Source organism: Nocardiopsis changdeensis (genome assembly GCF_018316655.1).
Classification (GTDB): domain Bacteria; phylum Actinomycetota; class Actinomycetes; order Streptosporangiales; family Streptosporangiaceae; genus Nocardiopsis; species Nocardiopsis changdeensis.
The window spans coordinates 1-24,929 of record NZ_CP074136.1 but is presented as its reverse complement, the minus strand read 5'-3'; the positions used below and the strand labels follow the sequence as shown (position 1 = coordinate 24,929).

Below are 24,929 nucleotides of genomic sequence, written 5' to 3'. Positions count from 1 at the left end.
CAGAACCCCCGCTGATCAGAGTGGACACCAAGTCAATTGTGAGGTAATATTAAAGCACTAGGTCGGAGAGCCCACTCCGGCTGTCGGACCGACATCCGAGCCATCGAAAGGACCCACACCATGCGGATGCCCACTCAAGAGGAGATCGCCGAAGCCCGACGCATCGGCCGGACCCCGCCCCCCTTCCGGTTCCGCGTCGGCCAGACGGTCAACGCCGCCTACGTGTACGACCACATGCAACCGGCGGAGATCATCGACACCATCGACCTCCCGGACCGCGTCGCAGGCGGCTACCTGCTCCCGGCGGTCCGCGCATACATGGTCCGATTCGCCGACGGCCGTGTGATCGACCGGGAATTCCACCAGGTAGAGCCCCTGCCCGGACCGCACACGGTGACAGTCAGCAGGGTCCAAGGGTCGCCGCGGACCAAGTGGGACCGTCCGGCACCGACGACATGGTGGGTGCGCTGCGACACCTGCGGGTGGGTGGTGTGCGAAGCCGGCACGTTCGGCGCCCGCCAAGCCCGGGAGCGCAAGGCAGAGCACGAGGCCAACCCCTGAGCCTCACCGCACCCGTAGGGCCCGCGCCGGAGCATCCGGCGCGGGCCCCGTGCTTGTACGGCTCACCCCTGGTCGTGTTCGGTGGCCTCCTGGGGCCGTTCGCGGTCGCGTTCGTCCAGCTGCGCCTGGAGGGCGTCGGCGCGCTCGGCGGCCCGGGTGGCGCGGTCCTGGGCGGCGTCGCGTTCGGCCTCGGCTGCCGCACGGGCCTCTTCGGCAGCGCGGGCTTGGTCCTGGGCCTGGCGGGCGCGCTCGGCCTCGGTGGCGCGTTCGCGGTCGGCGCGGTCGGCGCGCTCCTCTGCGCGGTCGGCCTGGGCCTCGACTCGTTGGAGCCGCTGCTCCATCGCCGTGACCCGCTGGGCTTCGCGATCGCGGTCGCTCTCGGCCTGGTCGGCACGCTCGGTCTGAACCTGAAGGTCGTTCCAGGCCTGGACCAGCTGCTGTTCGGCGTTGGCCACCGCCTCCCGCAGACCCTCGGCCTCCTCGACCGCCTCCGCACGGGCGGCCTGGGCGGCGTCGCGTTCGGCCTCGGCTGCTGCGCGGGCCTGGTCCGCCTCACGGACCTGCTCCTGCGCCAGGCGCTCCCGCTCCTGGGCGTCGGCGGCCGCCGCCTCGGCCTCGGTGCGGGCCCGCTCGGCGGCGCTGGCGCGGTCCTGGGCCTGCTGGGCGTCGGCCTCGGCGCGCTCGGCACGGTCGGCGGCCTGGGCCGCGCGCTGTTCGGCTGCCTCCGCCGCGGCCTGGGCTCGCTCGCTGGCCTGCCTCACCGCGCGCGCTTCCTCCTGGGCGGTGCTCTTGTCGTTAAGGGCGCGCTCGGCGGCCTCCTCCGCGTCTCGGGTGTCGGCTTCGGCGGCGGCCTGGGCTTCGCGCGCTGCGGCGGCCTCGGCGCGGGCGGTCTCGGCCTCGCGCTCGGCCTCGTCCACCGCGGCCGACAGACGGGCGACCTCTCCTTGCGTCTCGGCGCGCACGCGGGTGATCTCGGCTTGCACCCCGGCGGGGGAGGTGACGCCCTCGACGGCGGCGCACAGGGACTCGATGCTCTGCGCCATGCGCTCGGCGAGTTCCTCGGCGCGGACCAGCTCCCCGGTGATGCCGGGGGAGTTGCGCCGGCGCTGGCGTCGGTTCTTCGCCTGCTGGGCGTGCTCGTCAGAGCAGTACTGGGGCGGGCGCCCGGTGCGGCCGGTGGCCGGCCGGGTGCGGGCGATGGGACCGCTGCATTCCTGGCACGGCTGGTCCCAATGCCCGTAGGGGGCCTCCTGGTGGGCGCCTGCGGGGGTGGTGGTCACGCGCGTTCTCCTCGTCATGGGGTGCTCGCCTCCGAACCTAACATTTTCAGACTTATTGTTTCTGGAAAGTCGGAAAGTCGGTGCGAGAAAAAGCCGCACGCTGGCGGCGGCCGTTATGCCCTGGCGGTGGTGCGTTCCGGCAGCGGCCGGGATGGCGCTCGGCCGGAAGGGCGTCGGCTGGGTGCGGGTGTGGTTCCTCCTCGTCGGGGCCCTGGCCACGGTGGTGGCCGGGGCGGTGTTCGCGTGCCGGTGGCCCGGTGTCGGGCCGCGGGCTCTGCGGGGCGCCTGGGCCGGTGCGGTCCGGGTGTCCTGGGGGCCAGCGTAGCGGGCTGCGGGCCGTGGTGTCAGCGGTTCGCGGCCGTGCGCTGGCCCGGCTGCGGGGCGGGGCTCGACGTAGGCGACCCCCGCGGGGGCGCGGGGGGTTTCTGCAGAAACGGCGGTCGGGGCCGGTAGCGGCCGTGCGCCAGCCTTTGGGGCTAGGCGTCGTTGGGGTGCGTGTCGCTGGTGTCGACCTCGATGACGTGGGCGGCGAATCCGGCTCCGGCCGCGGCGATCACCGCGCGCGCCGCGGCGGCGGCCACGGCGGGTTCCTGGCCTGCCATGGCCTGGCCCATGTCCACCGGGTATCCGGCCGCCAGGGATGCCGCGAGCATGAGGACGTGCTCGGCAGCCCGCCACCGGGCGGCCTGCGCGGCGTCGGCCGTGTCCACGTCGGGCCGCAGGTGGGGGGCGTGCTCCAGGGCGCGCCGGGTCTCGGCCCAGTCGATGCGGGCGCTGGGCTCGTGCGTGTCAGGGGTGATGCGCACGCACCGCGCCACCCACTCGGGGTGTCCGAGCCAGTGGCCGTCCGTGAGCAGGAGGTCGGTCGCGGCGCGCTCGCAGGCGTAGCCGGGCATGCCGGCGCGGAGCATCGCGGCGAGGGCGTGGGGGGTGTGCGGCTGGTGGGTCATGGTGGTGGGCTCCTCGGGGTGGGCGGTCGCCGCGGTGGTGGCGTGGCTCACGCGGCGGCCAGGTGGCGGGCGATCTGGAGGCCGTGGGCGGGTTGTCCGTCTCGGCGGGCGTAGCGGTCCTTGGGGCGGGTGCGGGGGCGCAGAGCCACGGGGGAGCGCAGGCGGGCGACCTCCTCGAGCCAGGCGGCGTGTGCGGCGCGCTCGGCGGCGTAGCGGCGCTCACGGGCGGCGCGTACGCCCAGGGTGCCGAGTCGGGCGGCGGCGGTGTCCAGCGCGGCCGTGTCGGTGGGCATTCCGGTGTGCGGGTCGATGAGGCCGTGGTGCGCGAGGATGCGCAGGTGGCGGGCGGTGCGGGCGGTACTGTAGCCGGTGAGCGGGCTCACGGTGGCAGGATCTATGTCGTAAAGGTGCGCTTGGTGTTCGACCAGAGCGGCATAGGTCTGTTCGACGTGGTGTCCCAAGCCCGGGGCGTGGGTGGGGGAGTGTCCGCTCCACACCTCGTGCGCGGACAGTTCCAGGCGGGCCTGGATGTGCTCCAGCAGCTCCCCGCGGCTGGGGGGTGGGGTCTGCTGGGAGGTGTCGGTGGCAGGGGCGTGGTTCACTTGTGTCCCACCCGTTTCACCAGGGCTGTTGTCCTTCCACCGGGTGGGGTGGACCAGTCGCCACCGGGCGGAGCGGGTGCCCTCGGCCTGGGCGGCCTGGATCAGGCGCCCGTCGCGGCGCAGGCGGTGCAGCGCGCGGGCCACGGTGGACTTCCCGAAGCCCGTGGCCAGGGCCAGGCGGCGCACGTCCACGTCGACCTCCCCGTCCGGCGCGCAGGCTTTCAGGGCCACGTGCAGCACGCCCAGCAGCGTCATCTGGTCGGCCGGACCGGCCTCCTCCGTCCACCGGCCCGGGTCGGCCACCGCCTCCAGCACCGCCGCGCCGGTCGCGCGCAGGCCGAGGAGGTCGCGCTCGACGGACTCCACCCGCGCGGCCACTGGCGCCAGCCGGGCGGCGAAGTCCAGCGCGTGGCGCCACTTGCGCACCAGCCGGGCCCGGCGGTCGTCCTCATTGCGGGGCACCCGGCCCGTGCCGAACCGGCGCGTGCGCAGGTGCTCCAGTCCGGGGGCGGCGGGCTCGGCCGCGACCAGGGCGCGCACGTCCTCCAGCGACCAGCGGGCCAGCGCCAGGCCGGGAAGGAGGCGCGCCAGGTGCGCGGAGGGGTCCGCGCCCGGATCGGCGTCCAACAGGGCGCGCACCTTCGCCGGCATGGGGCGGCGCCGCCCGCGCAGGCGCATCGCCGCGGTGTCGATGCGCCCCTCCCGCTTGACGGCCTCGGCCTCCTCCTCGGCGTCCATCTCCCGGGCGCCGAACGCGACCGCCAACGCCTCGAACCGCTCGGCGGTGTTGGTGGCGGTGTCGCACACCATCAGCGCGTCGGCCGGGTCGGCCGGGTAGAGCAGCTCCGCGCGGCCGCCCGCGCGGTGCGGGGACCCCGGCGGCCGCACGGCACCGGTACCGCGCTCGGTCAGCGGACCGACGTCCAGGGTCGGCAGGCACCGGGCGGCCGCCCGCCCCAGCCGGGCCACCTCGTCCGGGTCCATGCCCTCCTCGGCCGAGACGGGCACCCACACGTGGATCCCGCCCGCGGGCCCGGACCGGACCACCATGTGCCCGAGACCGACCTCGTCCAGCAAGCCGGTGACGGTGTCGGCATCACGCCACACCGCGGCCGCGCCGTCCGGGTGCCGGGAGACGTCCAGGTCGAACACCACGAACAAGAACCGGTGATCGGCGTCGGTCAGGTGCAGCGCGTAGGGGCACTCCGGCTCACCGGCGTCCACCGGGGACGACTTGCCGTAGTCGTGAGAACGATCCGGGTCGATACGTACGTTCCGGCGCGGTGCGATCCAGCGCACCAGCTCGTCCCACACCTGCTCAGCAGGGGAAGCGGCAACGGGGGACGGGGCTGGCCCGGAGACGTCTGTACGCCGCTGTACAGCACGCTCCCGCCCGAAATTTGGGCGTACTCGGCCAGACCCGGGGGGCTCATGTATGATGGGCTCCGTCGGGTTTCTACCGGCAACGACAAAGAGCCGTCCCGCAGGACGGTGGTACCGAAGGCCCCGCCCGGTGAGGGACGCGGAAATCGGTTGGTGAGGCGGATCGTTGGCGCGATCTACCTCGTGAGCTTCCGGTTGGCGCCGGAAGTTCGGACCCGGCAGCTAGCCGGGTGTTTGAAATTTTGGAACGTTAGGGATCGCAGACTTTGGCGAGCGGTCGATCCCGCACACTCTCTCGTGATCAGGCCCGGTCTTCGACCGGGCCTCACGCATGTCTAGGCGGTCATCAGTCGCCCTTTCTCGGAGTCCTGAGATGGCATGTAGGGCTCGACCACGCCGGTCATGACCGCTACGACGTAGTCCTGAACGGTTGCATACCCGGCATCCTGAGCGGCGGCCTGGAGTGCGTCGTCCACGATGCGAGGAAACCGGATGGTGCGCTTGTGACGGTCGCCCTTGGCGGGGCGACCGCGACCACGCTTGCCGGAAGTACTCATGTGTCTATGAATATCAGACGCCGAAAACTGTGAGGGCCGATTCTGGCGTGTCCGCAGGACTTTCTTGGTGTCCGATTCCGGTCACAGTCCCTTTCGGTACTGATGTCCGGTTCTGTCGGAGGATGCTGGTAGCGTCACCGCGACCGGGACTGCTCAACGGTCCGGATGGTCGCTCCGCGATCATATCGTCACTCAAAGACACCATCCGGTGGCGGATAATGATGGACCGAAAACCCCTGGTCTCGGTAGGATCACCCTATGGAACGAGCGGTGCACGTGCATCGTCTTCGGATCCTGCACACCTCGATACCCCTGACCTGGCGCGGTGAGCCGACTGGCCGCCCCCCGACAGTCGCCTCTGCCGCCCTGCCGTCCCCCACACGGAGTCACTGCCATGGAACTCGATCCCCTGGCGTTCGCCGTCCTTGCTGACGCCACCGCACCCGACACCGGCGGCCTCGCGGAGTTCCTGCGCGGCTTCTTCGGGCCGCTCTTCCTGGTGATCGTCTCGATCGTGGCGATCTTCTTCCTGTTCACGAGGGAGATCACACGGTTCGCTCAGTTCATCGTGCTGGCGATCTTCATCGGGATCATCTTCTACGTCCCCGGGGTCATCGAGGTCATCGCGGTGGCGCTCGCCCGCGCCATGGGCGTGTCCACGCAGTAACGGCACCCGTCGCCCGCACCACCGATCACCGAAGGGGGCTTCCAAACCATGACCAGCCGTGGACCGAATTCCGACATGCCGTCGGCCGCCGACCTGCACCGGCGCGACCCGACGCTGACCCTGTCCACCCACGCCGAGGCGGGGGTGCGCACCGGCGACCAGGCGCCGCCCCGCCGCCCGGCGCCGCCGGCACCGGAGCCGGAAGACGCCCGCGCTGAGGCGGACGCTGACGACACCTCTGAGGCCACGGTGAGGCTCGGCCCGGCCGCGCCCGAGCGGCCGCAGGCGCCCACGCCGCCGTCTGCGGTCCGGCCGTGGGCAGGCGACACTGCGGCACCCGTGGCGGCTCCCGCTGCCCCGTCGGCCTCGGCGGCCCCCTCGCCTTGGGCGGCCTCCGCTGCGGCCCTTCCCCCTGCTCCTGCGGCGGTACCGCACGCGGACACTCCCGCGTGGGGGCCCGGACCCAACGCACAGTCCTCCGTACCCGGCGCCGGTACCGGCCCGGATCTGTCCTTCCTGGCCCCTCGCACCGCCGAGGCCGCAGCGCCTCAGCCGGAGACCGTGCCAGGGGACCCGAATTCTCTGGCGTTCGTCCGGGGTGAGGCGCCGGCACCGGCAGAGCCGCCGCGCGCGGAGACCTCCGCGGATCTGACCACGGACCGGCTGGCGATCACCCACACCGCCCCGGTGCCCACGTCGCCGCTGCGGCGGGTCTGGAACCGGATCACTGGCCGTCAGGCCCCGCAGGTGGAGTCCGAGACGGAGGCGTGGCGGCGGGCGATGCGTGCGGGGGCGACCACGCGCACGCTGCGGCCGCAGCGGATCGCGGTGCTGTGCATCAAGGGCGGGGTGGGCAAGACCACCGTAACGTTCCTGCTCGGCAGCATGCTGGCGTCGCTGCGAGGTGACCGGGTCATCGCAGTTGACGCCAACACCGATCAGGGCACGCTGGCCGGGAAGCTGCGCACGCAGACATCCAAGACGATCCAGGACCTGCTGCGCAAGGAGGAGGTACGCGGGTACTACGACGTGCGCGAGTTGACCTCACAGGCGCCGACGGGCCTGGAGGTGCTCGCCTCCAATGAGGATCCGGGCGTCACCGCGGCGCTCACCGCGGCCGACTACGGGCAGGTCATCAAGTATCTGGATCCGAGTTACTCGGTGATCCTGTCGGACTGCGGAACGGGCATCCTGCACGATGTGATCCGCGGTGAGGACGGGGTCCTGCCCCACACCGGGCGCCTGGTCATCGTGTCCAACACCTCGGTCAACGGGGCCAAGAAGGCCGCCGAGACCATGGACTGGTTGGAGAAGAACGGGTATCGAGACCTGGTTCGTAACTCCATCGTCGTGATCAACATGGTCCGTGAGGGAAGCCAGAATCAGCTGGACCTGGCGCAGATGCGGGCGCACTTCACCTCGCGCGCACATGCGGTGGTGGAGATCCCGTTGGATCCGCACTTGGTCCAGGACGGGATCATCGACATGGACGCGCTGGACGTGCGCACGCAGGATGCGGTGCTGCACCTGGCGTATCTGGTCGGCAAGGAGTTCAGCCGTGAAGAGGACTCCGAGACGAGCGAGGGCGGTTCCGAGTGAGACCCTCCCCCCTGGCATGACCCCTGCCCCGGGACCGGTACCGGTCCCGGGGCTTTGCTGGAAAGGACCCGCGCGTGACCGGCGCCCCCACCCGCCCCCGCCGCCGCGGCCGCCTGCGTTGGGCTCTGGCCCTGGTGGCCATGGTCGGCTCCCTGCTGCTCACCCCCTCCAGCGCGGCCGCGTGGGGGTGTGAGGCCAAACCCGCTCCGACCCCCTCCACTACCGGCACAGGTGTGGACTCGGTCCTCAATGACCAGGCGGTCATGGACCGGGGCGACGTCAAGGGGTTCTACGAGAACTTCCTCATGTCGGGTACGGAGTGGCACGTCATCGTGCCCACGGACAGCTGCACCGATGAGCAGCGCCTCCAGGCGTGGCCGATCCTGTACAACATCGTGTTCGGGCTGGCCAAGGGCATCGACATGCTCGCCATCGAGGCGCTGCGATTCGCGGTCGACCCGCCGTTGGACGCACTGCAAGAGGTCGTGGTCGGTGTCGTCGGTCGGCTGCGCGAGGGGGTGTGGGAACCCCTGCTGCCCTCGCTGGTGATCTTGGGCGCCGTCACCCTGGCCTGGTGGGGGCTGGTACGCAAGCGGTCCACGCTGACGTTCGAGGGCGCGGTGTGGATGATCGCGGCGACCACGCTCGGTTTGTGGGTGCTCGGATCGCCAGCCTCGTTCATCAACGGTGTCGGCAACATCATCAACTTCGGCACGAACCTGATGAACTCCGCGGTGGTCGGGACCACGGAAGGAAGCGAGCCGGACCGGTGCATCCCGGGCTCGCCGGCCGTCACGCAGGCGTTCGCCGAGGATGACACGGAGTTCCTGGCGAGGCAGCAGAGCGAGTACCTGTGGGAGGCGCTCGTGTGCCGGCCCTGGATCGTGGGGCAGTTCGGCAGTGGGGAGACCGCGCAGCAGCTCGCGGGCGATCACGCCTGGGATCTGCTGTACGCGCAGGCGTTCACGCGGACCGAGTCGGTGTCGGTGGGCGTCAACGTCAGCGAGGACGGCGTGGATGAGTACTACGACACGCTCGTGGACGAGAAGCAGGCCGAGTACGAACGCATCGCCGGCCTGGTCGAGGACGCGCACACGCCGACCTGGGACATGTTCCGCGGTTCGGCGGACCTGGGCGGGGACCGGGCGATGGCGGCGCTGGTCGCCCTGGGGGCGTCCCTGACCGGTGGCCTGCTGATCCTGGCCGCGGCGTTCGGTTTGCTGGTGTGCAAGCTCGGCCTGCTGCTGCTGATGCTGGCGGCGCCGATCTTCTTCCTGTTCGGGATCCATCCCGGGCGCGGGCGAACGATCCTGCTGCGGTGGTGGGAGCTGCTCGCCGGCCTCATGCTCCAACAGCTCATGTGGCAGGCCGTGGTGCTGATCCTGGTCCTGGTGCTCAACACGATGGTGACCACTGTGCGGCCCTACGGGTTGTCGCTGCTGCTGATGTGCGCGCTGGTGGCCGCCGTACTCAAGTACAAGAACGCGCTGTGGGGCACCCTCACCCACGTGTCGTTCTCCGGAGACACGGCGCCGTCGCAGGGCGGCGGCTACTCCATGACCAAGGACCGGATCCAGCGGGCGGCGATCGGCGCGGTCCAGGGCGCGGCCAAGGCCCCGTTCGCGATGGCCGGCGGGGCGGCCGCGGGCGCGTTCAAGGCGGCGGTGGTCAACCCGGCCAAGCGGGAAGTGAACGCGCGGCGGGCAGTGGATCACGAGAACCGCAAGGAGGAGATCCGCGCCGACGACGCGACCGCGCTCCAGAAGCGGCAGGAGGCGTTCGCGGCCCGGTACGGGCAGGTGGCACCGGACCGGCGGGCTCCCCGCTCCTCCCCGCGCGAGTACGCGCGCGGCAAGGGCGGGATGCGGCCCACGCATGCGCACTCGCGGCGGCGGGCGCGAGCGGCCGAACAGGCGCCTGAGCGCAAGCCCGCGACGTACATTGACGTGATCCAGGGGCGGCAGAACGCGGGGGTGCGGGGGAACCGGACACCGGATGCGGCGCCGCCGAACCGGCGCATGCCCTACAAGGCCGAGGCGGACGTGGTGGCCAAGCCGGGCCGCAAACGGGGCGGCGGCGGGGGCAAGCCCGCTGCGCAACGGCGCCGCCGCGGAGGGAAGTGATGGGCGCCAAGGGCCCGCTGACGGGGCTCGGGGTGGGGCTGGGGGTGTGCGCCCTGGCGTTGGGGATGATGACCTACCAGCTGGTGACGCAGACGACGACGCTGCTCGGGGGGCCCGGCTGCGCCGAGGGGGAGATGACGCCGAGCGGCATCACCGAACAGGCCGGGGTGACCGACCTGGCCGAGGACGAGATCCCGGCGGACATGCTGGAGCTGTACCGGGACGCCGCCGAGGAGTGGGGGATGGACTGGGCGCTGCTGGCGGCGGTCGGGTGGCAGGAATCCCGGCACGGCACCGACCCCTTGTCGGAAGTGGAGAACGACAAAGAGGCGTTGGGGCCGATGCAGTTCACTCCGCCGGCGTGGGTGGATCACGGGTTGCGGTGGGGCGATAAGACCGGGGAGGAGGGAAAACCGTCCCTGGATGAGCGGTTGGACGCGGACACGTCGGTGTGGTCGGCCGCCCATAAGCTCACCGACCAGGGGGCGAACACCGATCTGGAAATGGCACTGGTGAAGTACTACGGTGCGAACACCGACGGGTATGTGGATACCGTCCTTGAGAAAGCGGACGAATACCGGGACGGGGACTTTACTCCGGCCGGGGGCGGTGACATCGTGGTGGCGTCGGTGGACTGCCCGGACGGTACGGGCACTCCGGGTCAGGCGCCGGATTACGATGTGGGCGATCTGAGCGGGCAGACGCACCTGGAGCCGTGCCCGATCGACAATGAGCCGTTCGCGACGGGCCCGATCACGCCGCTGACCTGCGCGGCGCACCGGACGATCGTCGCGAATTTCCGCGACTACCTCACGAACTCGGGGAACTGCAAACGCGATTTCGATGACGGCGGGGAGCATTTCCACGGTCGGGCATGCGATTACATGACGTCGCCGATCGGCGTGTACTCATCGGGCAACGATGAGCAGAAGGGCATCCGCATCACCGAGTTCGTGATGAACAACCACGCCCAACTGGGCGTGAAGTACATCATCTGGTACCAGTCGATTTGGCACCCGGACCGCAACAGCTGCAACAGCGGGTCGACGGCCTACTACGCGAACGTACCGAACATGTCGTATGGGATCTGGTGCGGGATGAGTGATCGCGGAAGTGTCACGCAGAACCATTATGACCACGTGCACGTGTCATTCATCGAGTGAGTGGGGCATATTCGTTCGCATCAGATGCAAGATTGGTCGGATCAGAGGATTTCGGCGCGGTCGACCTTCCACCGGCCGCCCTCGCGGGTGGTGACGGTGACGCCGTACTCGCCGAGGTCCTTGACCTCGCCGCCGGTGGTGGGGGTCGCCGACAGGGACAGGTGCAGGGTGACGGACCGCTCCTCGAAGTAGGTGATCTGCTCGACCTGGGCGCTGCCGATCCACGCCACGTCGGCGTCGGCGGCCAGGACGCGCCACAGTCCCTCGGCGATGCCGTCGGTGGTGGTCAGGGTCTCGGCATGGGGTTCGGTGGCCCAGCGGCTCACCCGGTCCACGTGGGTGGTCCAGTCGTCGCGTCCGGAGTCGACGGTGGCGGCGTCGGCCAGGAACGCCGTCGCGGTCTCGCCGGCGGCGGTGAACTCGGCCATGCTGAGCGGGAACCAGTCTTCGGCGCGGCCGGCGTCGGCGGGTGCGGCCGGGGCCCGGGTGGGTTCCTGCGGGGGCACGGTGGGGGTGGGGGAGGGGGCCGCGGTCTGCTCGGGGCCGGGGTCGTCGCCGGTGACGGCGTCGCGCACGGTGAAGAAGAGGCCGCCGGCGATGAGCAGCGCCACGACGATGAGGATGGCGATGCGGGTGCCGCGCTGGCTCATGGGCTGGTCGGGGGCGCTGATGAGGCGCTCGAACACGGGAATCTCCTAGGCGTTACGGTGGGGGCATGATGCGTGCACTGACGGTGGCGGCCGCCGTGGTGGTCGTGGTGGCGGCCGCGGGCTGTTCTGCCGACGAACCCGGTCCGGGGGCTGCGGCCGAGCCCACAGGGTCGCCGTCGGCGGATCCGTTCGCGCCGGTGTCCGGGCAGGCCCAGATCCGGATGCTGTACACCGGGGTGCCCGGGACCAGCCGCCACCCGAGCGCGGCCGCCTACGATGCGGCGGTGGAGCTGGGGGCTCCGGTGGGCGACGGGGCCGGGTGCGGCCTGTCGGCGCCGGCCGGGACGGTCACCGTGCCGCTGACGCTGACACTGACCCACACCGCTGATCCGGACCGGCCGGTGCAGGCGGCCGGCCCCTCCCCCTCTCCCTCCGCCTCCATCTCCGATGGGGCGGGGGTGTCGTCCGATCCGCTGCCGGCTGAGCCGGTGGTGTCGGTGGAGGCGGTGGGCGGTGCCGGCCCGCTGCGGTGGCAGGACCCGCGGGGCGGGGACTGCACCGATGAGCCGGATCTGTCGGCCACCGGCTCCTGGGAGTTCCGCCAGCAGGTCCAGGTGAGCGGGTTCCTGACCGGTGTGCCCGCCGCCGATCCGGCCGGGGCCGGGGTGCGGGTGGGGTTCGTCCGGGAGCTGTGGGAGATCCACGAGGGGACGCCGGAGCCGCTGACGGTCACGTACTGACCTCCGCGCGGGGGGCGTCCTCGTCCTCCCACTCGGCCTCGTTCTCGAACCCGTCGTTCTCGTCGTCCAGGCGGTCGCCGGGGTGGGGCCGGTTGGGGTTGGTGTCCAGCCACTCCAGCAGCTCCTGCGACACCAGGTCCACGGCGACCTGCGCGGTGCGGCCGTCCAGGTCGCGCATGAGGCACACGCCGTTGCCGAGGTTGCGCAGCACCGCCTGGTGGTCCTCGGTGTCGGCGACCCCCAGCAGCTCCATCACGTTGGAAACCTCGGTGGACTCGCTGGAGCGGAACGCGAACACCGTGGACACACAGTTCGTCACCTGCTCGTTGAGCAGGTCGCCCGCGTTCTGGGACACCAGGATCAGGGCGGTGTTGCGGGAGCGGCCCATCCGGGAGACCTCCGGGACCAGCTTGGCGCCCTCGGGGGTGGAGGTGACCGCCCACGCCTCGTCCAGGAAGATCGCCTTGGGCAGGTGGCGGTCCAGGCCGTGCATGAGGCGGCGGGCGAACTGCGACACCAGGAACAGCAGGGCCACCGACAGCCGCTGACCATAGCTGTAGTCGTCGCGGTTGAGGCTGGCCTCGGGCAGGGTGAGCCCGGCCAGGGTGAACACGGTCGTCCACCCCTCGGTGTCGATCTGGTCGGCCTGCTGGGGGGCGAAACAGAGGTTGGCCAGGCTCATTTCCGCCATGGATCCCAGGACGGCGCCGAGGTTGCGCGAGGCGGGGTCCTCCTGGGCCTGGAGGTGGTCGACGACCTTGGCCAGGGACGGCTGGGGCTGGTTGGCGACCGCGCCGACGGCCTGGATCATCGCCGACTCGCGCTCTTCGCTCATGCGGGGCAGCAGCAGGCGCAGGGTCTCGGTGGCCATGGTCTTCTTGGCGGCCAGGTCGTCGCCGAACGCGAACGGGTCCAGCAGGCCGGGCTGGGCCGAGGCCAGGGACATGATGCGGGCCTTGCGGCCGCGGCGCTGGAGCAGTTCAACCAGGGACTCGGCGTCGCCCTTGGGGTCGATGGCCGCGATGGTCACCCCGCGCAGGGCCAACTGGTAGATGAGCAGCAGCGCCAGCGTGGTCTTGCCGCCGCCCGGCTCGCCCGTGACGGCGATGGCGGTGGGCCGGTTGCGCGCGGCGGCCACCAGCGGGTCGAAGTGGACGATGGAGCGGGCCCGGCCGACGGTCTCGCCGATGTAGGGCCCCACCCACCCGTTCCCCGCCGGGTCGGGGGTGTCGCCCACGGCGACGGTGGCGGTGGGCATGCCGCCCGCGATGGTGCGCAGCGGCTGGCGCTGGGCGTATGCCTGCACACGGACCTGGTCGCCCGGCAGGGCCTCGTTCAGCAGCGACAGCTGGTCGCCGGTGGGGGCGACCACGTCGATGCCGATGTCCCGATAGTGCTCGATGACCGCTTCCACGCGGTTGCGGACGATCTCCTCGGTGGGCCCGGACACCATGAGGCGGTGCCAGCCGTAGACGAACGGCAGGCGCTCCTTGGTGATGCCGTGCTCCAGGGCGCGGGCGGCGTCGATTTGCTCGGCCAGGGCAATGGGGGCCTCTACCCCGGCCTCGCGGATGTGGGCGTCCATGTCGCGGGCGTGCGCGAGCTTGCGGCCCACGTCCTTGGCGGCCTTGGCCGGCGGCACCAGCTGCATGCGGGAAGTGATCGCGACTGGGAACGGCAGCGAGTCGGCGTGGTACAGCCACGGTTCGCCGTCGGGGAACGCCATCAGGTCCGGGAACCGGGAGAACGCCAGGTAGGCGACGCAGGTCGACTTGGTGCCGTGCTCCAGGCGCAGCAGGGTGCGGCCGTTGTGGACGGTGCCCTCGGCGAGCTGCTCGATCTCGCCGCGCCCCCACGGGCGGCGCCCGGCGGCGCTGGGCTGGTGGTCGGCGCCGCTGACGGTGTGCTGCAACAGCCATGCGACCTCGTCGGCGGTGGCGTGGCGGGCGCTCAGGGCGCCGGCGGCCAGGGCGCGGCCGAGCCGCTGGGCCTGGTCGTGCCAGCGGTCGACCTCCTCGGCATCCACACGCGGGTCTTCCATCCCGAGCGCGTGCTCCAGGGAGGTGTACAGGGCCTGGAAGTGGCCAAGCACGTCGCCTGCGCGGCCGCTGGTGCGCTGGCCGAGCCGCACCCCGAGGTAGACCTCCTTGCTCCAGAAGTCCGCGGCCCACACGTGCCGGTAGGTCTCATCCAGGTACGCCGACCAGGCGCCGGTGGCGGCCTGCCGGTCGCGGGGGTCGCGGATGCGCGCCAGCGCCGCGGTGGTGCGGTCGTCCAGGGCGTTGGCCCACTCGGCGGCCGGGTAGTCGCGGTGGGCGATGCGCAGGTGGACCTGGGCGTCGTTCATGCGGATGGCCGCGAGGGCGATGGTGACGTTCATCGCCAGCACCTCGCGGTCCTCCAGGGTGCTGAACTCGTAGGCGTAGGTGGGCAGGCGGAAGTACGCCCACGCGGTGGTGTCGGTGAGCAGGATCAGGTCATCGAAATAGGTGGCGGCCAGGCGGGCGCTGCGGGGCGGGCGGGGCAGTCGCATGGTGGGAAACCTCGCAGGGGATCAGGCGGCCGCAGCGCCCGCCTGGCGGGCGGCGGAGGGCAGAGGGCGGGTCGGCAGGGCCCGCACGACCGGGGCGGGGGTGTGGGCGCGGCGGTCGGGGGCGCCGACCGGGTCGCGGTGCCAGACCACGGCCGCGGTACGCACCCGGGCGGGCTCGTACTCGGGACGCAGCCGCACATAGGTGCGGGCCTCCAGCAGGAACCGGATCTGGCTCGCGGCTAGTTCGTCCAGCCGTTTGGCCTCGATGACCGGGCGGGTCGCCCCCCACGCCAGGACGAACGGCGGGACGATCCACAGCACGTGCCAGGGGGTGGAGAACGGCACCCGTAGCAGGGCCATGAGCGTGCACCACACCACGACGATCACCACGAAGATCGCCGCAGTGGTGACCGGCACCGGCATAGGCAGGCGGAAGTCGTAGAGCTTGTACAGGCGCTTCTCGATGCGCCAGATATTGGTATAGGTGGGCAGGTCCATCCCGGGGCCTCCTAGGAACCGGCCGGAGGCGCAGGGGCGCCCTGGACGTCGACCACGAACCAGTTCCCCGCGGTCTGCTCCAGGGTGATCCGGTAGTGCTGGGTGAGGCCGCCGTCGGTCTCCTCGGCCGGGCGCCAGGTGACGGTGGCCAGCGCCTCGCGCGGCCCGTCACCGTCCACGGGCGGCACCGTGAGGTCGCCGAGCCCGCCGAACGTGAACGCCCCTTCGGGCAGGGGGTCCACCTGGGCCTGCGGGGACAGGTAACGGGGCAGGTGGTCGGGGGTCTCGGCCCACGCCTCCAGGAACCCGGTGATGACGGGCGTCATCTGCTCGGCGGCCGCCTCGTCGGTGGCCTGTTCCTCGGCCGGGGCCGGCAGGGTCGCCGGCTCGGGGGCGGGCAGCAGTGCGGGCAGGCCGGAGACCACCAGGGCGCCGGTGTCGGCCGCGTAGATCGGCACGTCCAGGTGCATGGGGGCACCGCCCACCTGGGCGGCCAGGGTGACGATGCCGTGGTGGTCATCGGTCGCGTTCACCTGGACAGTGCGGATACCGTCCACGGTCATCTCCGGCACCGCGAAATCCCGGAGACGGTCCTCGGGAACGTAGTCGGCGAGCGTCACCGCTGGGGCCTCGTCGGCGTCCGCGCCCTGGGAGAAATACGCCTGGGCGAACCCCTGGGCGAACGCCGCGGCGGCGTCCTCAGGGAACGCGGTCGCCGGCTCCGCAGCGGCGGGGGCCTGCTCGGCGACCGGAGCGGCGTCGGCGGTCCACAGCCGGTACTGGTTCATGGCCGCGTTGACGATGACCGCCAGGAAAAACGCCCAGATGATCCCGCGCCCGGCGTAGATCCACCAGCGGCCGCCGGTACCGGAGCGGCGTGGCCGGGCGGGGGTTTCGGTCGGGGGAGTGGGGGACATCGTGGGCTCCTCCAAGGGGGATGAGCAGCGGGTGACCTCATGTGACGGGGGCGAACACGTCGCATACGGATTGTAGAGGTCAGCACCGGATATGGGCACCGAGTTCCACGCCGAGGGCCCGGCCGAAACCGGCCGGGCCCTTCCTGCACCCGCGTTGGTCAGCCCTGCGGGGTGGGCGGGTACCCGCCCGACTCGCCGCGCCACTGGCGCAGCAGGTCACAGAGGAACTCCCCGACGGTCTGGCTGCCATCAGGCTCATACTCGTCCCACTGAGACCAGGCGTGTTCGGCGAACGCCTCCGCCGAGTGCGGCGGAATGTAGCGCTCGGCCCACGTCCGGATGGCGAGGTCTTCCGGCCCGTCGGCCTCCTCGGACAACACGGCCGGGTCACCCCAGCCGGGGAACGGGGTGGTGGTGCTCATCGGCTCTCCTCGGTGGTGATCAGGGCAGCCCGGACCAGCCGGGCCACAGCGGCCTGGTAGTCGGGATCGGCGTGCTGGGACAGCATCAGAGCGGCCGCCGCGGCGTGGGCGTCGACGTCCTCACGGCGGGCGGTCAGGATCCGGATCGGCTCCTCGCGTTCTCCGGTGGCCACCCACCGCATGACGCGGGTCAGCCCGTCGCCGTCCAGGGCGGCCGCGTAGAGCATGGCGGCCAGGACGCCGCGGGCGGCGCGGCCGGTGGGGGTGTCCGTGGTGGCCTCGGTGGCGGCGGCCAGGACGGCGGCCCGGGTGCGGGCCTCCTCCAGGGTCGGCGCCGTTGGGGTCGGGCTCTCGGTCATGGTGTGCTTCCTGCGGTCGTCGGGGCGGGCGGCCGCCGCGCGCCCGGGGGCGGGTGCGCGGCGGCCCGGGGTCGGGCTCTCGGTCACGGGTGCGCCGGGTCGGCGCCCGCCTGCGTGACCAGGTAGGTGCTGGCCAGGTCGCCGTGGGGGTCCACCTGGTACCCGGCCTCGGACAGGATTCGGCGCGCCTCCGTTCCGGCCCGGGGCACCGCCGGGTCGGTGGCGACCTCCACCGCCTCCAGGCGCGGCGCCGCAATGTAGGGCGCGACCGTGGTCAGGGCCGTCCCGAGCGGGGCGAGTATCTCGCGGATGTGGGTCAGGCGGCGCCGCCAGTCGTCGCCGACCAGGGGCGGGCGTACGGCGCGGTCGGCGGCCAGGGCGGTGCGCAGCCGCTCGGGCAGCGGCACCGGGTCCAGGGCCTGGGCCAGGGCCTGGAGGGTCTCCAGCGGCCCGCCGTCGGTGGGGGCGCCGGGGCCGCGCACCACGTACGCCTCCCATGCCTGGTCCCATTCCACGGTCAGGGCGGTGCCGGGCACGGGGTGGACGCGCGGGTCGGCGATCATGCTTCGGCCCTCTCGATCATGGTGGTGATGATGTCGCAAATCGTCCTGCGGGCCTGCGCGCTCCCGGATTCGTAGGCCACCAGGTGGGCGGCCAGCGGGCGGGAACTGCGGCGGCCGCGGACATCGGTGCGCAGCTTCCCCAGGATCTTCCGGGGAGCGGTCAGGGTGCGGGTGCGGTTGAGCCAGTGCAGAACGTGGGTGTCCTCACCGCCGACGCGGTCGGCCGCCGTGCACAGCGCGGCCAGCACGTGGGCGGCGTCGTACACGGCCGGGTCGCACTCGGGCTCGGCGGCCAGCCGGTCCAGCTCGTCCAGGGCGCGGCGGGCCCGGGGGGCGGTGGTGTCGGTCATCATGGTGGTGCTCCTCGTGTTCCTTGTCGGTCCGGGGAGTGCCGGGGGCCGCCCGGCTTTGGCGAGTAGGCGGCCCTCGGTCCTCATCATCTCGGGTCAGCGCGCTGCGGTCTGCGAGCGCAGGCGCTGTTCCTCGTGGGCGATCTCGGCGGTGAGCCGGTCGCGCTCGGCGCGCAGCATCTCCAGGCGGCCGATCGCTCCGGTGACCACGAGCACACGAGCGGTGGCCACGGTCACGGTGTAACCGGACGCCTGGAGCAGCGTGATTACCCGGCTCTGGTCGTACTCGTTGTACAGCGTGAGCAGCACGCCGGTAGGAACCAGCAGCGAGTTCTTCACAACGGTGCAGGCTCCGTCTGCCATTTCGGCGATGGTGATCACGTCCTGCTGGTCCTCCACAGTGGTGGGGATGCGGCGCGGGACGGGCGGGGTGTTCAGGGCGGGTTCCATCTGCGGTGTGCTCCTTCTTCTCGGGGTGGGGGCGGACCCCGGTGGTCCGCCCCCGGTGGGTGTCAGCGGCCGGTGCTGTACATGGCGTTGACTCGGGTGACGATCTCGGTCACGACGCTGCGGTCCTGCTGGGGGACCGGTTCGGCGGGGCCCGTCAGGTGGGCGCGCACGCACGCGCCGGGCAGCGGGTCCACCGCCCATCCGTCGGCGCGCAGCGCGTCCTGGGCGTCGCGGAGCCGGGCGCGCGGGTGCCGGTCGGTGGCCGGGTCGTGCGTCCTGCCGTCGGTGAGGTAGTAGACGTACACCCACGGATCGCCGTCGGCGTCGGTGCCGCGCGGCTCGACCATGTACCCGGTGGCCGTGCAGGTCTCGGGGTCGTAGCCCTGGGCCAGGTCGGCCAGGTGCAGCCCGGCGGCGGTCAGGGCGCGGACGGCCCGCGCCGCGGCCGCGTCCTGGGCGTGGGCGGGGTCCAGTCCTCGGCCGTGGCTCTGGTGGGCGATCACCTGTCCCTCCAGCGGGGCAGGGTCGCGGGGGGTGGGATCGCAGGCGCGGTCGTGCCCCTCGGGCTTGCGGCAGGGGCGGCCGCTCACGAACCGCGTCCCGCACTCGCCCGGCGCGGGCTGTGGGCGGTGGTGCCGCTCCTGGCGCGGAGCGGGCCGACACGCCCCCGTGTGGCCGACCGGTTCGGCGCAGGTGCGCCCGCCGAAGAACCGTGTCCCGCACTCTTGGGCGGCGCCGATGCGCTCGGGGTGGGTGTCGGCGCCGGTGCAGGCGGTACCGGTCTGGGCTCCGCAGCGGGGGCAGTCGACCGCGTAGGTCTCGGGCGGGGTGGTGTCGGCTCCGGCCGGTTCGGGCCGGTGCCGGGCGGCGTCGGTGCGGCGGGCGGCGCGGATGCGCTCGGCCTCGGCGATGCCCTCGGGGGTGAGCGGGGGCTCGCTGGTGCCGTTGGCGGCGGCCATGCCCCGGGCGATCAGGGCCCGCTTGGTCTGGGGCGGGGTGCGGCGGGTTCCCCCGGCGTTCAGCCAGCGCAGGACCGGGGGCTCGTTCAGGGCCTCGCCCTCGATGAGGGCGCCCAGCAGGGCGGCCTGCATGGTGGCGGACAAGGGGCGTTCGTTGCTGCTCATGGGTGGTGTCTCCTCGCAAGCGTTCAGGGAAGGGGCGGGCCGCCCGCCTGGGGCGGCCCGCCCAGGGCCCGGCCGGTGCCGGGCCCCGGACGCCCGTACGGGCTCGGGGGGCGTCAGCCCTTCTTGCGGACCGTGTCCAGCCACCGCTCCACGGGCAGGCCGAACGTCAGCGCCTGCTGGACCAACTGGGCCAGCGAGTACGACGGGTCGGCGTCCAACGCCACGCGGACCCCTGCCTGGGCCAGGGGGAGTTCCCCGCCGGTCCACGCGGCGACGGCGACCAGCGACGCCGGAGCCGCGCGCAGCGGCCTCGGCGCGCTGCGGGTCACCTTCGACCACAGGTCGGTGTGGGTGCTGGCGTTCTCGGGGTTGATCGCCGCCCACACCCGGTCACGGGCGGGCACCGATCGCAGGTACACGGCCAGACGCACGAGATCGTCGGTGTCCTGCGGTCCCTGGCCCGCCTTCTCTGCGTCCACCGCCCGCATCAGCTGCTCGGCGGCGCGGGCGACGGGGTCGGCCCACCGCCGGGCGGCGTCCACGGTGTCGGCGACGATCTCCTTGACGTCGTCCTCGGGGACCTCGACCGGCGCCAGGCTGAGGCGGGCCTGCGTGATGGGGTCCATCGCCGGAGCGGGTAGACGGACCTCGCCGCGTGCCACCATCTCGGCGGGGACGGTCGACTGGTCGGGGTCGAAGGGGACCCCCTCGGCCGGGCAGCACCCGGCCTGGCACGTGTAGGACCAGTACCGGCCCTCGTGGACACGCAGGGCGTCCACGAGCGTCAGCCGGGTGTGGCGGACCGCCGACTGGACGGCGTCCACGTACGGGGTGACCCTCGGCCCGGGGCCGTAGGCGATGAGCATCAGCCCGTCGCCCTCGCCCTGGGCGGCGGCGACCAGGCGCGCGGCGTCGGTGGTCGCCTCCATCGGGGCGTGGGTGTCGTCGAAGTCCTTGCGGAGGCCGACCTGTACGCGGGTGCCCCTGGTCACCAGGGCCACCATCCCGCACTGCGGGGGCTCCCCCAGGAGGTAGGGGATCGCCGCGATGACGCCCTTGGGGTCTGTGATCTTGATCGGGCGCATGCCTTCTCTTTCTCGTCGGATATGCGATGCGGTCGGCGGGAGCACCACCCCCCACCAACACAACCCATTTTACAAGGAAGACCCCACCTTTTGCAAGTCAATCGGCGGCCTCGACCCTCCTATTTCTGCTGGTCAACGCGCTATTTTCTGACTCAGCCCTCGTGTTTGCGTTGGCGCGCCCACAAGTGCTCGTCCACGGTGCTGCGCTTCCACCGTCGCACGCCGTCGCGCGTGTCGTCGGGCTCGCCCAAGCGGCCGCGGGAGACGTCCGACCACACCGCCGAGATGTCGATGCCGGTGTACTCGGCTATGGCGGCCTGGTCCAGCAGCCGACCGGGGGGCACGTCGGTGTCCCGAGGGGGCAGCCACACCCGCTGGCGCGCGAACGCCTCGACGTCGTCGGCGTCGTACAGCCGCCACCGCCCCCGCTTGCCGACCACGCGGACCGTGCTCTGCCACGCGTCGGTGCGCACCCACTTCTCGCGGACCACTCTCGCGGAGCGCCGGTACAGGCGGGCGATGTCGGCGACCGTCACCGGCTCGCGGCCGGTGCCGGCACCGGACTCCTGGGCTACCATGGTGGCCAACTCCTACCTTCGTCTCTTCTCGGGGCGGGTATGAGATGCGATGGCGGTGGGAACACCACCGGCCCTGCGGGGCCGAACCCACCGCCACCTCTACTTTGACCGGTGCACCGCTCCGCGCGGTGCACCGGTTCTGCATTTTCCGGGTCCGACCGTAGCCGGAGGGCTACGTTCGGGTGACCGCCACGGTCACCGGAGCGGCCTGCGGTGACCGTGGCGGTCACCGCGGGCGGGGGACGGCCCCCCGGCGGCTACGCCTCGTAGTCCATCCCGAACAGCCCACGTGGGAACTGCTCGTGGTAGGGCAGTTCGCGAAAGTCCTCCTTGCCGATCTCCTCGCCCGGCTGGGGCTCGTCGGTGCGGAACCTCTCCACGAACTCGATGAACGACAAGGGCGGCCACCCGTGCCCGTGCTGGACGCCGGGCAGCATCGACTCCTCGATCCCGAACACGTCGTCATCTTCCAGCAGGTTCTGGATCTCCTGTTGGAAGAACCTCTCCGCCTCCTCGGCGGTCACACCGTCCTCGCCCACCAGCTGCACGATGGGGACGCTCCCGTAGTAGGCCACGCGGGGCATGGCCCGAGTGCGGCGCGCGGTGACCCGGTGGCCGGTGGCGTGCTCGACCTTCATGTCCTCGACCTGCGCCGTGTACTGCTCCACGGCCAGCTGACGCCAGACGAAACCGGCCCCTGGTGTGTGGCTGAGCAGGTAGTACCGCAGAGTGGTATCCGTGTCGTCATCGGGCACGAAGTCAACGAACGCGTGGTGCTTGGTGGTGTACGGCACTGGTCTTCTCCTCGGGTCGGGGTGCTGTGAGGGCCCGGTGTGGGCCACCCCGCTACCGCGGGGACAAGGGGTGCGGCCCCTCCATGGCGGCCGCCTCCGCGACGGTGCGCGGACGGGCTCAGCCCGGGCTGCCGGCGCCGGGGCTGCGCGTCACGAAACGACCGTGGCCACGGTCAGGGCCGCCATGATGGCGGCACGGACGGCCTGGCAGTGCTCGGGGCGGGCGTGGTCATAGGCGGCCAGGTCAGCGGCGACCAGGCGGCCGGGATAGGCACCGCACGCACCGACCCGATGCGCACCGAGGATACGGCGCGGCACGGACAGGTCCGGCGCGTTGGTGAGCCAGTGCTCCACGTGCTCGTCTCCGCCGCCGGAAAGCTCGGCCGCGGTCCACAGCGCCGCCAGGACGCGTGCGGCCTCCAGGACGATCGGGTCGGGATCGGGCCTGATGACCTGGGCGTAGAGGTCGGCCGCGGCCGCGCGGGCGCGGGGTAGGTCGGGCCTGGGGGAGTGGTCGGGGTGGTCCATGATGCTGCTCCGTATCTGAGGGCCGGGCCCCGCCCCGGGAAGGCCGGGGCCCGGCAGGGTCGTCAGCAGGTCGGGGGCTGGCCGTACCGTTCGCGTCCAGCCGCGCAGGCGTCGGCGTGCAGGGGCCCGGTCACCGGTCCGTGATCACGGTGCCGCTCGGCGGGCGAGGCCGCGCGCACCCCCGTGCGGGGCGGGCGGTCCGGCGGGGTGTCGTCCTGGGTCATCATGGATACCGCTCCTCTTTGTTCCTCGTCAGAGCCGGGGGGAGTGTTCGCCGGGGCCGCCCCCTCTTTGCCGGTGGGGCGGCCCTCGGTCCTCATAGGGGTCAGGCAGCGCCGGCAGGGATCCGGCTCACGGACAGCACGCGGGCCAGCCGCTGGGCGGCGCGCCGCACGGGCAGGCCCGCCTGGTCCCGGTCGGCCTCGACGGCGCGCAGCAGCACCGCCACGGCGGCCGCCTCGCGGCCCGCGGGGGACCTGTCCAGCAGGCGCCTCCATCCGCGCGGCGCCGGCGCGGTGATCTCCTCGGCCAGAGCCTGGGCGCTCTCCCGGACCAGCCGGGGCAGACGCCCGATGGCCTGGGCCTCGTGGATCTGGCGCAGCAGTGCCGCCAGCGCGTCGGCCTGGGAGGTGCGGCGCGCCTCCAAGGTCCGCACCGCCCGTGAGATGCGGATCTGAGGTGGCATGGTCTCTTCCCTTCGTCGTTTCGGGTGGGGGTGGCGGCCGCGGTCTCAGCCGCGGGCCTTCCTGCTCTTGGAGCGGCCTTCCTGCTCCAGGGCCCAGGTGATCACCGCGGTGATCGCCTCCCGGTCGGCCTGCCGGGCCAGGTCCTCCAGGTCCCGGGCGGCCGCGTAGGCGTCCGGGGTGCCCTCCCGCCGGAACCGGGCGGCCGCGCCCTGCGGGTCGGCCGCCGCGGCGGAGATCTCCGCGACGGTGAGGTGGGCGCCGCAGGTCCGGCGGGCCTGGTGCATCGCCTCCAGGGCCAGGTGGGCGCGCAGGGCGTCCAGGTCCGCGGCGTCGGCCCGGTCGCGTACCCGCCACCGGACACCGATGGCGGCGGCCGCGGGGGCGGTGCGGATGACGTGGCGGATCTGCCACGTCCACATCCCCACCACCAGGGCGGCCAGGGCGACGATGAAGACCACTGCGGCCAGGGTCACCGCTCCCCCTGGGGGCCGGCCAGGATGACGTCGGCGCCGGGCCAGTTGGCGCGGGCGGCCGCCAGCGCCTGTTCCGGGCTGTCGGCTTTGACGGCGTCATGGATCGTGTCGTAGGGGTCCTCCCACGTCACGCGGACGAAATGCTCGGGCCGGGTGTCGGCCGCGTAGTCGTAGCCGCCCATCAGCCACCGTCGCTCTTGCGGGTCTCGACGTGGCTGTTCGCGCACGTCAGCTCGCGGACGTACAGGTCGGGGCCGCTGGTGCGCTTCTCGAACTTGCTGGTGCCGCTGACGATGTCGGCGCCGCACCAGCAGGTGGCGCCGTCCTCGTTGATGCCGGAGATCTCCCCGCGGCTGAGTCGTCCGAACATGATGCTTCTCCTTCTTCTCGGTGGCCCGGGGGCGGGCGCCCCCGGGCGGGGACGGGTCAGTTCTTGAGGTTGTCCAGGGCGGCGGCGACCTGCATCATGACCGCGCTCCGTGAGCGGTCGGGCATCTGCTGGTAGACGCGCAGCAGTTCGATGCAGGCGGTGCGGGCGTCGGGGTCCTCGGCCTCACCGGAGGTGCGGGCCCGGAGCAGCTCGTACGGCTCCAGGCTGTAGGTGCTCGCCCACCGGCGCACCTGCTCGGGATCGGCCTCGGTCACGGCGGCGGCGTAGAGCAGAGCCGCCAGTACCTCGCGGGCGGTATCGGTGAACGCATCGGCGTAGCCGTCCGCGTCGGGGCCGGGTCGGCCCATCAGGGCGTCGGCGCGGTTCCGGGCGGCCTCCAGGGTCGGCCGCTGGTCGGGTGCGGCCGCGGCGGCGTCCCGGGCGTCGACCAGGGCGCGGGCGTGCACGCGACCAGCTGCGGTGAGCCGGTAGCTGCGGCGGGCTGGGCGGCCCGCCTCGTCCTCGTTGATGTCCTCCCACGTGCCGGTGATCCAGGCGTCCCGCTTCAGGCGGGCCAGGGCCGGGTACAGCCTGCCGCTGGGGAACCGCGTGGTCTGCATGAGGTCGTAGCCGAACCGCGGACGGTCGGGGTCGGCCAGGAAGACCCGCAGGACCTGGATGTGTGGGGGCTCGGCCGCGCCGAAGAGGCGGCGCCACCAGTCCGGAGTCCAGTTCGGGGTGTTCATGCGTCGGAATCCTTCGGTGTGTCGGTCGTGGTGGGCGGGTCCCACTGGTCGATCCCCGCCAGGACCAGGCGGTTGATGTCGCCGCGGGTTCCTGCGGGGAGCCTGGTGGCGGTGTCGGCCAGGACCTGGCGGGCGGCCTCGGCCTGTTCCCGGGGGGCGCGGGCGAGTCCCTCGGCGG

General features: G+C 72.4%; 31 protein-coding genes. 6 read left to right on the top strand and 25 right to left on the bottom strand.

Translation table 11 applies throughout. The annotated features are described in order from the left end of the window. Window positions 1–120 precede the first annotated feature (120 nt). Window positions 121–561, top strand: a complete 441-nt coding sequence (locus KGD84_RS32835) for a hypothetical protein (RefSeq protein ID WP_220566012.1) — start codon at window positions 121–123, stop codon at window positions 559–561. Between the two features lie 62 nt (window positions 562–623). Here the strand turns inward: KGD84_RS32835 and KGD84_RS32830 are convergent, their stop codons facing one another. From KGD84_RS32830 to KGD84_RS32815, 4 genes are all read right to left on the bottom strand, one after another. Next, window positions 624–1,841: a coiled-coil domain-containing protein gene (locus KGD84_RS32830; protein ID WP_220566011.1), complete on the bottom strand. Its 1,218-nt coding sequence runs from the start codon at window positions 1,839–1,841 to the stop codon at window positions 624–626. Between the two features lie 476 nt (window positions 1,842–2,317). After that, window positions 2,318–2,842, bottom strand: coding sequence for a hypothetical protein (locus KGD84_RS32825; RefSeq protein WP_220566010.1), 525 nt, complete (start codon window positions 2,840–2,842; stop codon window positions 2,318–2,320). Further along, complete coding sequence (locus KGD84_RS32820; RefSeq protein WP_220566009.1) at window positions 2,839–4,707, bottom strand: bifunctional DNA primase/polymerase; 1,869 nt, start codon at window positions 4,705–4,707, stop codon at window positions 2,839–2,841. Before KGD84_RS32820 ends, KGD84_RS32825 begins: the two co-directional genes overlap by 4 nt. Window positions 4,708–5,111: 404 nt before the next feature. Then, window positions 5,112–5,333: a hypothetical protein gene (locus KGD84_RS32815; RefSeq protein ID WP_220566008.1), complete on the bottom strand. Its 222-nt coding sequence runs from the start codon at window positions 5,331–5,333 to the stop codon at window positions 5,112–5,114. A gap of 394 nt (window positions 5,334–5,727) precedes the next feature. Here KGD84_RS32815 and KGD84_RS32810 point away from each other — a divergent pair, with 394 nt between their 5' ends. The 4 genes from KGD84_RS32810 (at window position 5,728) to KGD84_RS32795 (ending at window position 10,885) form a co-directional block, all read left to right on the top strand. Next, a complete protein-coding gene (locus KGD84_RS32810) occupies window positions 5,728–6,000 on the top strand; it encodes a hypothetical protein (protein WP_255647290.1) in 273 nt (90 codons plus the stop codon). Between the two features lie 48 nt (window positions 6,001–6,048). Beyond that, window positions 6,049–7,599, top strand: a complete 1,551-nt coding sequence (locus KGD84_RS32805; RefSeq protein ID WP_220566007.1) for a MinD/ParA family ATP-binding protein — start codon at window positions 6,049–6,051, stop codon at window positions 7,597–7,599. A gap of 74 nt (window positions 7,600–7,673) precedes the next feature. Beyond that, complete coding sequence (locus KGD84_RS32800; RefSeq protein WP_220566006.1) at window positions 7,674–9,722, top strand: type IV secretion system protein; 2,049 nt, start codon at window positions 7,674–7,676, stop codon at window positions 9,720–9,722. Continuing rightward, window positions 9,722–10,885 (top strand): VldE C-terminal domain-containing protein, encoded by a 1,164-nt coding sequence (locus KGD84_RS32795; protein WP_220566005.1) that lies wholly within the window; start codon window positions 9,722–9,724, stop codon window positions 10,883–10,885. Before KGD84_RS32800 ends, KGD84_RS32795 begins: the two co-directional genes overlap by 1 nt. Before the next feature lie 41 nt (window positions 10,886–10,926). Here the strand turns inward: KGD84_RS32795 and KGD84_RS32790 are convergent, their stop codons facing one another. After that, window positions 10,927–11,571: a hypothetical protein gene (locus KGD84_RS32790; protein ID WP_220566004.1), complete on the bottom strand. Its 645-nt coding sequence runs from the start codon at window positions 11,569–11,571 to the stop codon at window positions 10,927–10,929. Between the two features lie 29 nt (window positions 11,572–11,600). On the opposite strand from KGD84_RS32790, the gene KGD84_RS32785 reads away from it, so the two are divergent. Next, the gene (locus tag KGD84_RS32785) at window positions 11,601–12,275 is read left to right on the top strand and encodes a hypothetical protein (protein ID WP_220566003.1); all 675 of its coding nucleotides are present in this window, start codon (window positions 11,601–11,603) and stop codon (window positions 12,273–12,275) included. On the opposite strand, the gene KGD84_RS32780 is transcribed toward KGD84_RS32785, so the two are convergent. From KGD84_RS32780 to KGD84_RS32685, 20 genes are all read right to left on the bottom strand, one after another. Continuing rightward, a complete protein-coding gene (locus KGD84_RS32780) occupies window positions 12,265–14,808 on the bottom strand; it encodes an ATP-binding protein (protein WP_220566002.1) in 2,544 nt (847 codons plus the stop codon). The genes KGD84_RS32785 and KGD84_RS32780 overlap by 11 nt on opposite strands. A gap of 21 nt (window positions 14,809–14,829) precedes the next feature. Beyond that, window positions 14,830–15,306: a conjugal transfer protein gene (locus tag KGD84_RS32775; protein WP_220566001.1), complete on the bottom strand. Its 477-nt coding sequence runs from the start codon at window positions 15,304–15,306 to the stop codon at window positions 14,830–14,832. An 11-nt stretch (window positions 15,307–15,317) separates the two neighbouring features. After that, complete coding sequence (locus tag KGD84_RS32770) at window positions 15,318–16,223, bottom strand: conjugal transfer protein (RefSeq protein WP_220566000.1); 906 nt, start codon at window positions 16,221–16,223, stop codon at window positions 15,318–15,320. A 158-nt stretch (window positions 16,224–16,381) separates the two neighbouring features. Further along, on the bottom strand, window positions 16,382–16,645 hold the full coding sequence (locus tag KGD84_RS32765; RefSeq protein WP_220565999.1) for a hypothetical protein: 264 nt from the start codon (window positions 16,643–16,645) through the stop codon (window positions 16,382–16,384). Then, window positions 16,642–17,004 (bottom strand): hypothetical protein, encoded by a 363-nt coding sequence (locus KGD84_RS32760; protein ID WP_220565998.1) that lies wholly within the window; start codon window positions 17,002–17,004, stop codon window positions 16,642–16,644. Before KGD84_RS32760 ends, KGD84_RS32765 begins: the two co-directional genes overlap by 4 nt. An 83-nt stretch (window positions 17,005–17,087) precedes the next feature. Beyond that, window positions 17,088–17,567 carry a hypothetical protein gene (locus KGD84_RS32755; RefSeq protein ID WP_220565997.1) on the bottom strand — a complete coding sequence of 160 codons (480 nt, stop codon included), beginning with the start codon at window positions 17,565–17,567 and terminating at the stop codon, window positions 17,088–17,090. Beyond that, the gene (locus KGD84_RS32750) at window positions 17,564–17,920 is read right to left on the bottom strand and encodes a hypothetical protein (protein ID WP_220565996.1); all 357 of its coding nucleotides are present in this window, start codon (window positions 17,918–17,920) and stop codon (window positions 17,564–17,566) included. The genes KGD84_RS32755 and KGD84_RS32750 overlap by 4 nt, the downstream gene beginning before the upstream one ends. 93 nt (window positions 17,921–18,013) lie before the next feature. Next, window positions 18,014–18,367: a hypothetical protein gene (locus KGD84_RS32745; RefSeq protein ID WP_220565995.1), complete on the bottom strand. Its 354-nt coding sequence runs from the start codon at window positions 18,365–18,367 to the stop codon at window positions 18,014–18,016. Between the two features lie 62 nt (window positions 18,368–18,429). Beyond that, window positions 18,430–19,491 (bottom strand): hypothetical protein, encoded by a 1,062-nt coding sequence (locus KGD84_RS32740; RefSeq protein ID WP_220565994.1) that lies wholly within the window; start codon window positions 19,489–19,491, stop codon window positions 18,430–18,432. Window positions 19,492–19,604: 113 nt separating this feature from the next. Beyond that, window positions 19,605–20,576 (bottom strand): DUF4192 domain-containing protein, encoded by a 972-nt coding sequence (locus tag KGD84_RS32735; RefSeq protein ID WP_220565993.1) that lies wholly within the window; start codon window positions 20,574–20,576, stop codon window positions 19,605–19,607. A 152-nt stretch (window positions 20,577–20,728) separates the two neighbouring features. After that, on the bottom strand, window positions 20,729–21,163 hold the full coding sequence (locus tag KGD84_RS32730) for a hypothetical protein (RefSeq protein WP_220565992.1): 435 nt from the start codon (window positions 21,161–21,163) through the stop codon (window positions 20,729–20,731). A gap of 248 nt (window positions 21,164–21,411) precedes the next feature. Next, complete coding sequence (locus tag KGD84_RS32725; protein WP_220565991.1) at window positions 21,412–21,948, bottom strand: hypothetical protein; 537 nt, start codon at window positions 21,946–21,948, stop codon at window positions 21,412–21,414. A 150-nt stretch (window positions 21,949–22,098) separates the two neighbouring features. Then, window positions 22,099–22,476 carry a hypothetical protein gene (locus tag KGD84_RS32720; protein WP_220565990.1) on the bottom strand — a complete coding sequence of 126 codons (378 nt, stop codon included), beginning with the start codon at window positions 22,474–22,476 and terminating at the stop codon, window positions 22,099–22,101. A gap of 62 nt (window positions 22,477–22,538) precedes the next feature. Beyond that, window positions 22,539–22,703: a hypothetical protein gene (locus tag KGD84_RS32715; RefSeq protein WP_220565989.1), complete on the bottom strand. Its 165-nt coding sequence runs from the start codon at window positions 22,701–22,703 to the stop codon at window positions 22,539–22,541. Window positions 22,704–22,801: 98 nt separating this feature from the next. Further along, window positions 22,802–23,161 (bottom strand): hypothetical protein, encoded by a 360-nt coding sequence (locus KGD84_RS32710; RefSeq protein WP_220565988.1) that lies wholly within the window; start codon window positions 23,159–23,161, stop codon window positions 22,802–22,804. A 45-nt stretch (window positions 23,162–23,206) separates the two neighbouring features. Next, on the bottom strand, window positions 23,207–23,635 hold the full coding sequence (locus tag KGD84_RS32705) for a hypothetical protein (protein WP_220565987.1): 429 nt from the start codon (window positions 23,633–23,635) through the stop codon (window positions 23,207–23,209). Continuing rightward, window positions 23,632–23,817, bottom strand: coding sequence for a hypothetical protein (locus KGD84_RS32700; protein ID WP_220565986.1), 186 nt, complete (start codon window positions 23,815–23,817; stop codon window positions 23,632–23,634). Before KGD84_RS32700 ends, KGD84_RS32705 begins: the two co-directional genes overlap by 4 nt. After that, complete coding sequence (locus tag KGD84_RS32695) at window positions 23,817–24,005, bottom strand: hypothetical protein (RefSeq protein ID WP_220565985.1); 189 nt, start codon at window positions 24,003–24,005, stop codon at window positions 23,817–23,819. Before KGD84_RS32695 ends, KGD84_RS32700 begins: the two co-directional genes overlap by 1 nt. A gap of 56 nt (window positions 24,006–24,061) precedes the next feature. After that, window positions 24,062–24,751 (bottom strand): PadR family transcriptional regulator, encoded by a 690-nt coding sequence (locus KGD84_RS32690; RefSeq protein WP_220565984.1) that lies wholly within the window; start codon window positions 24,749–24,751, stop codon window positions 24,062–24,064. Further along, the coding region (locus tag KGD84_RS32685; protein WP_260697253.1) for a hypothetical protein at window positions 24,748–24,929 on the bottom strand (182 nt) is incomplete at its 5' end. The genes KGD84_RS32685 and KGD84_RS32690, both read right to left, overlap by 4 nt.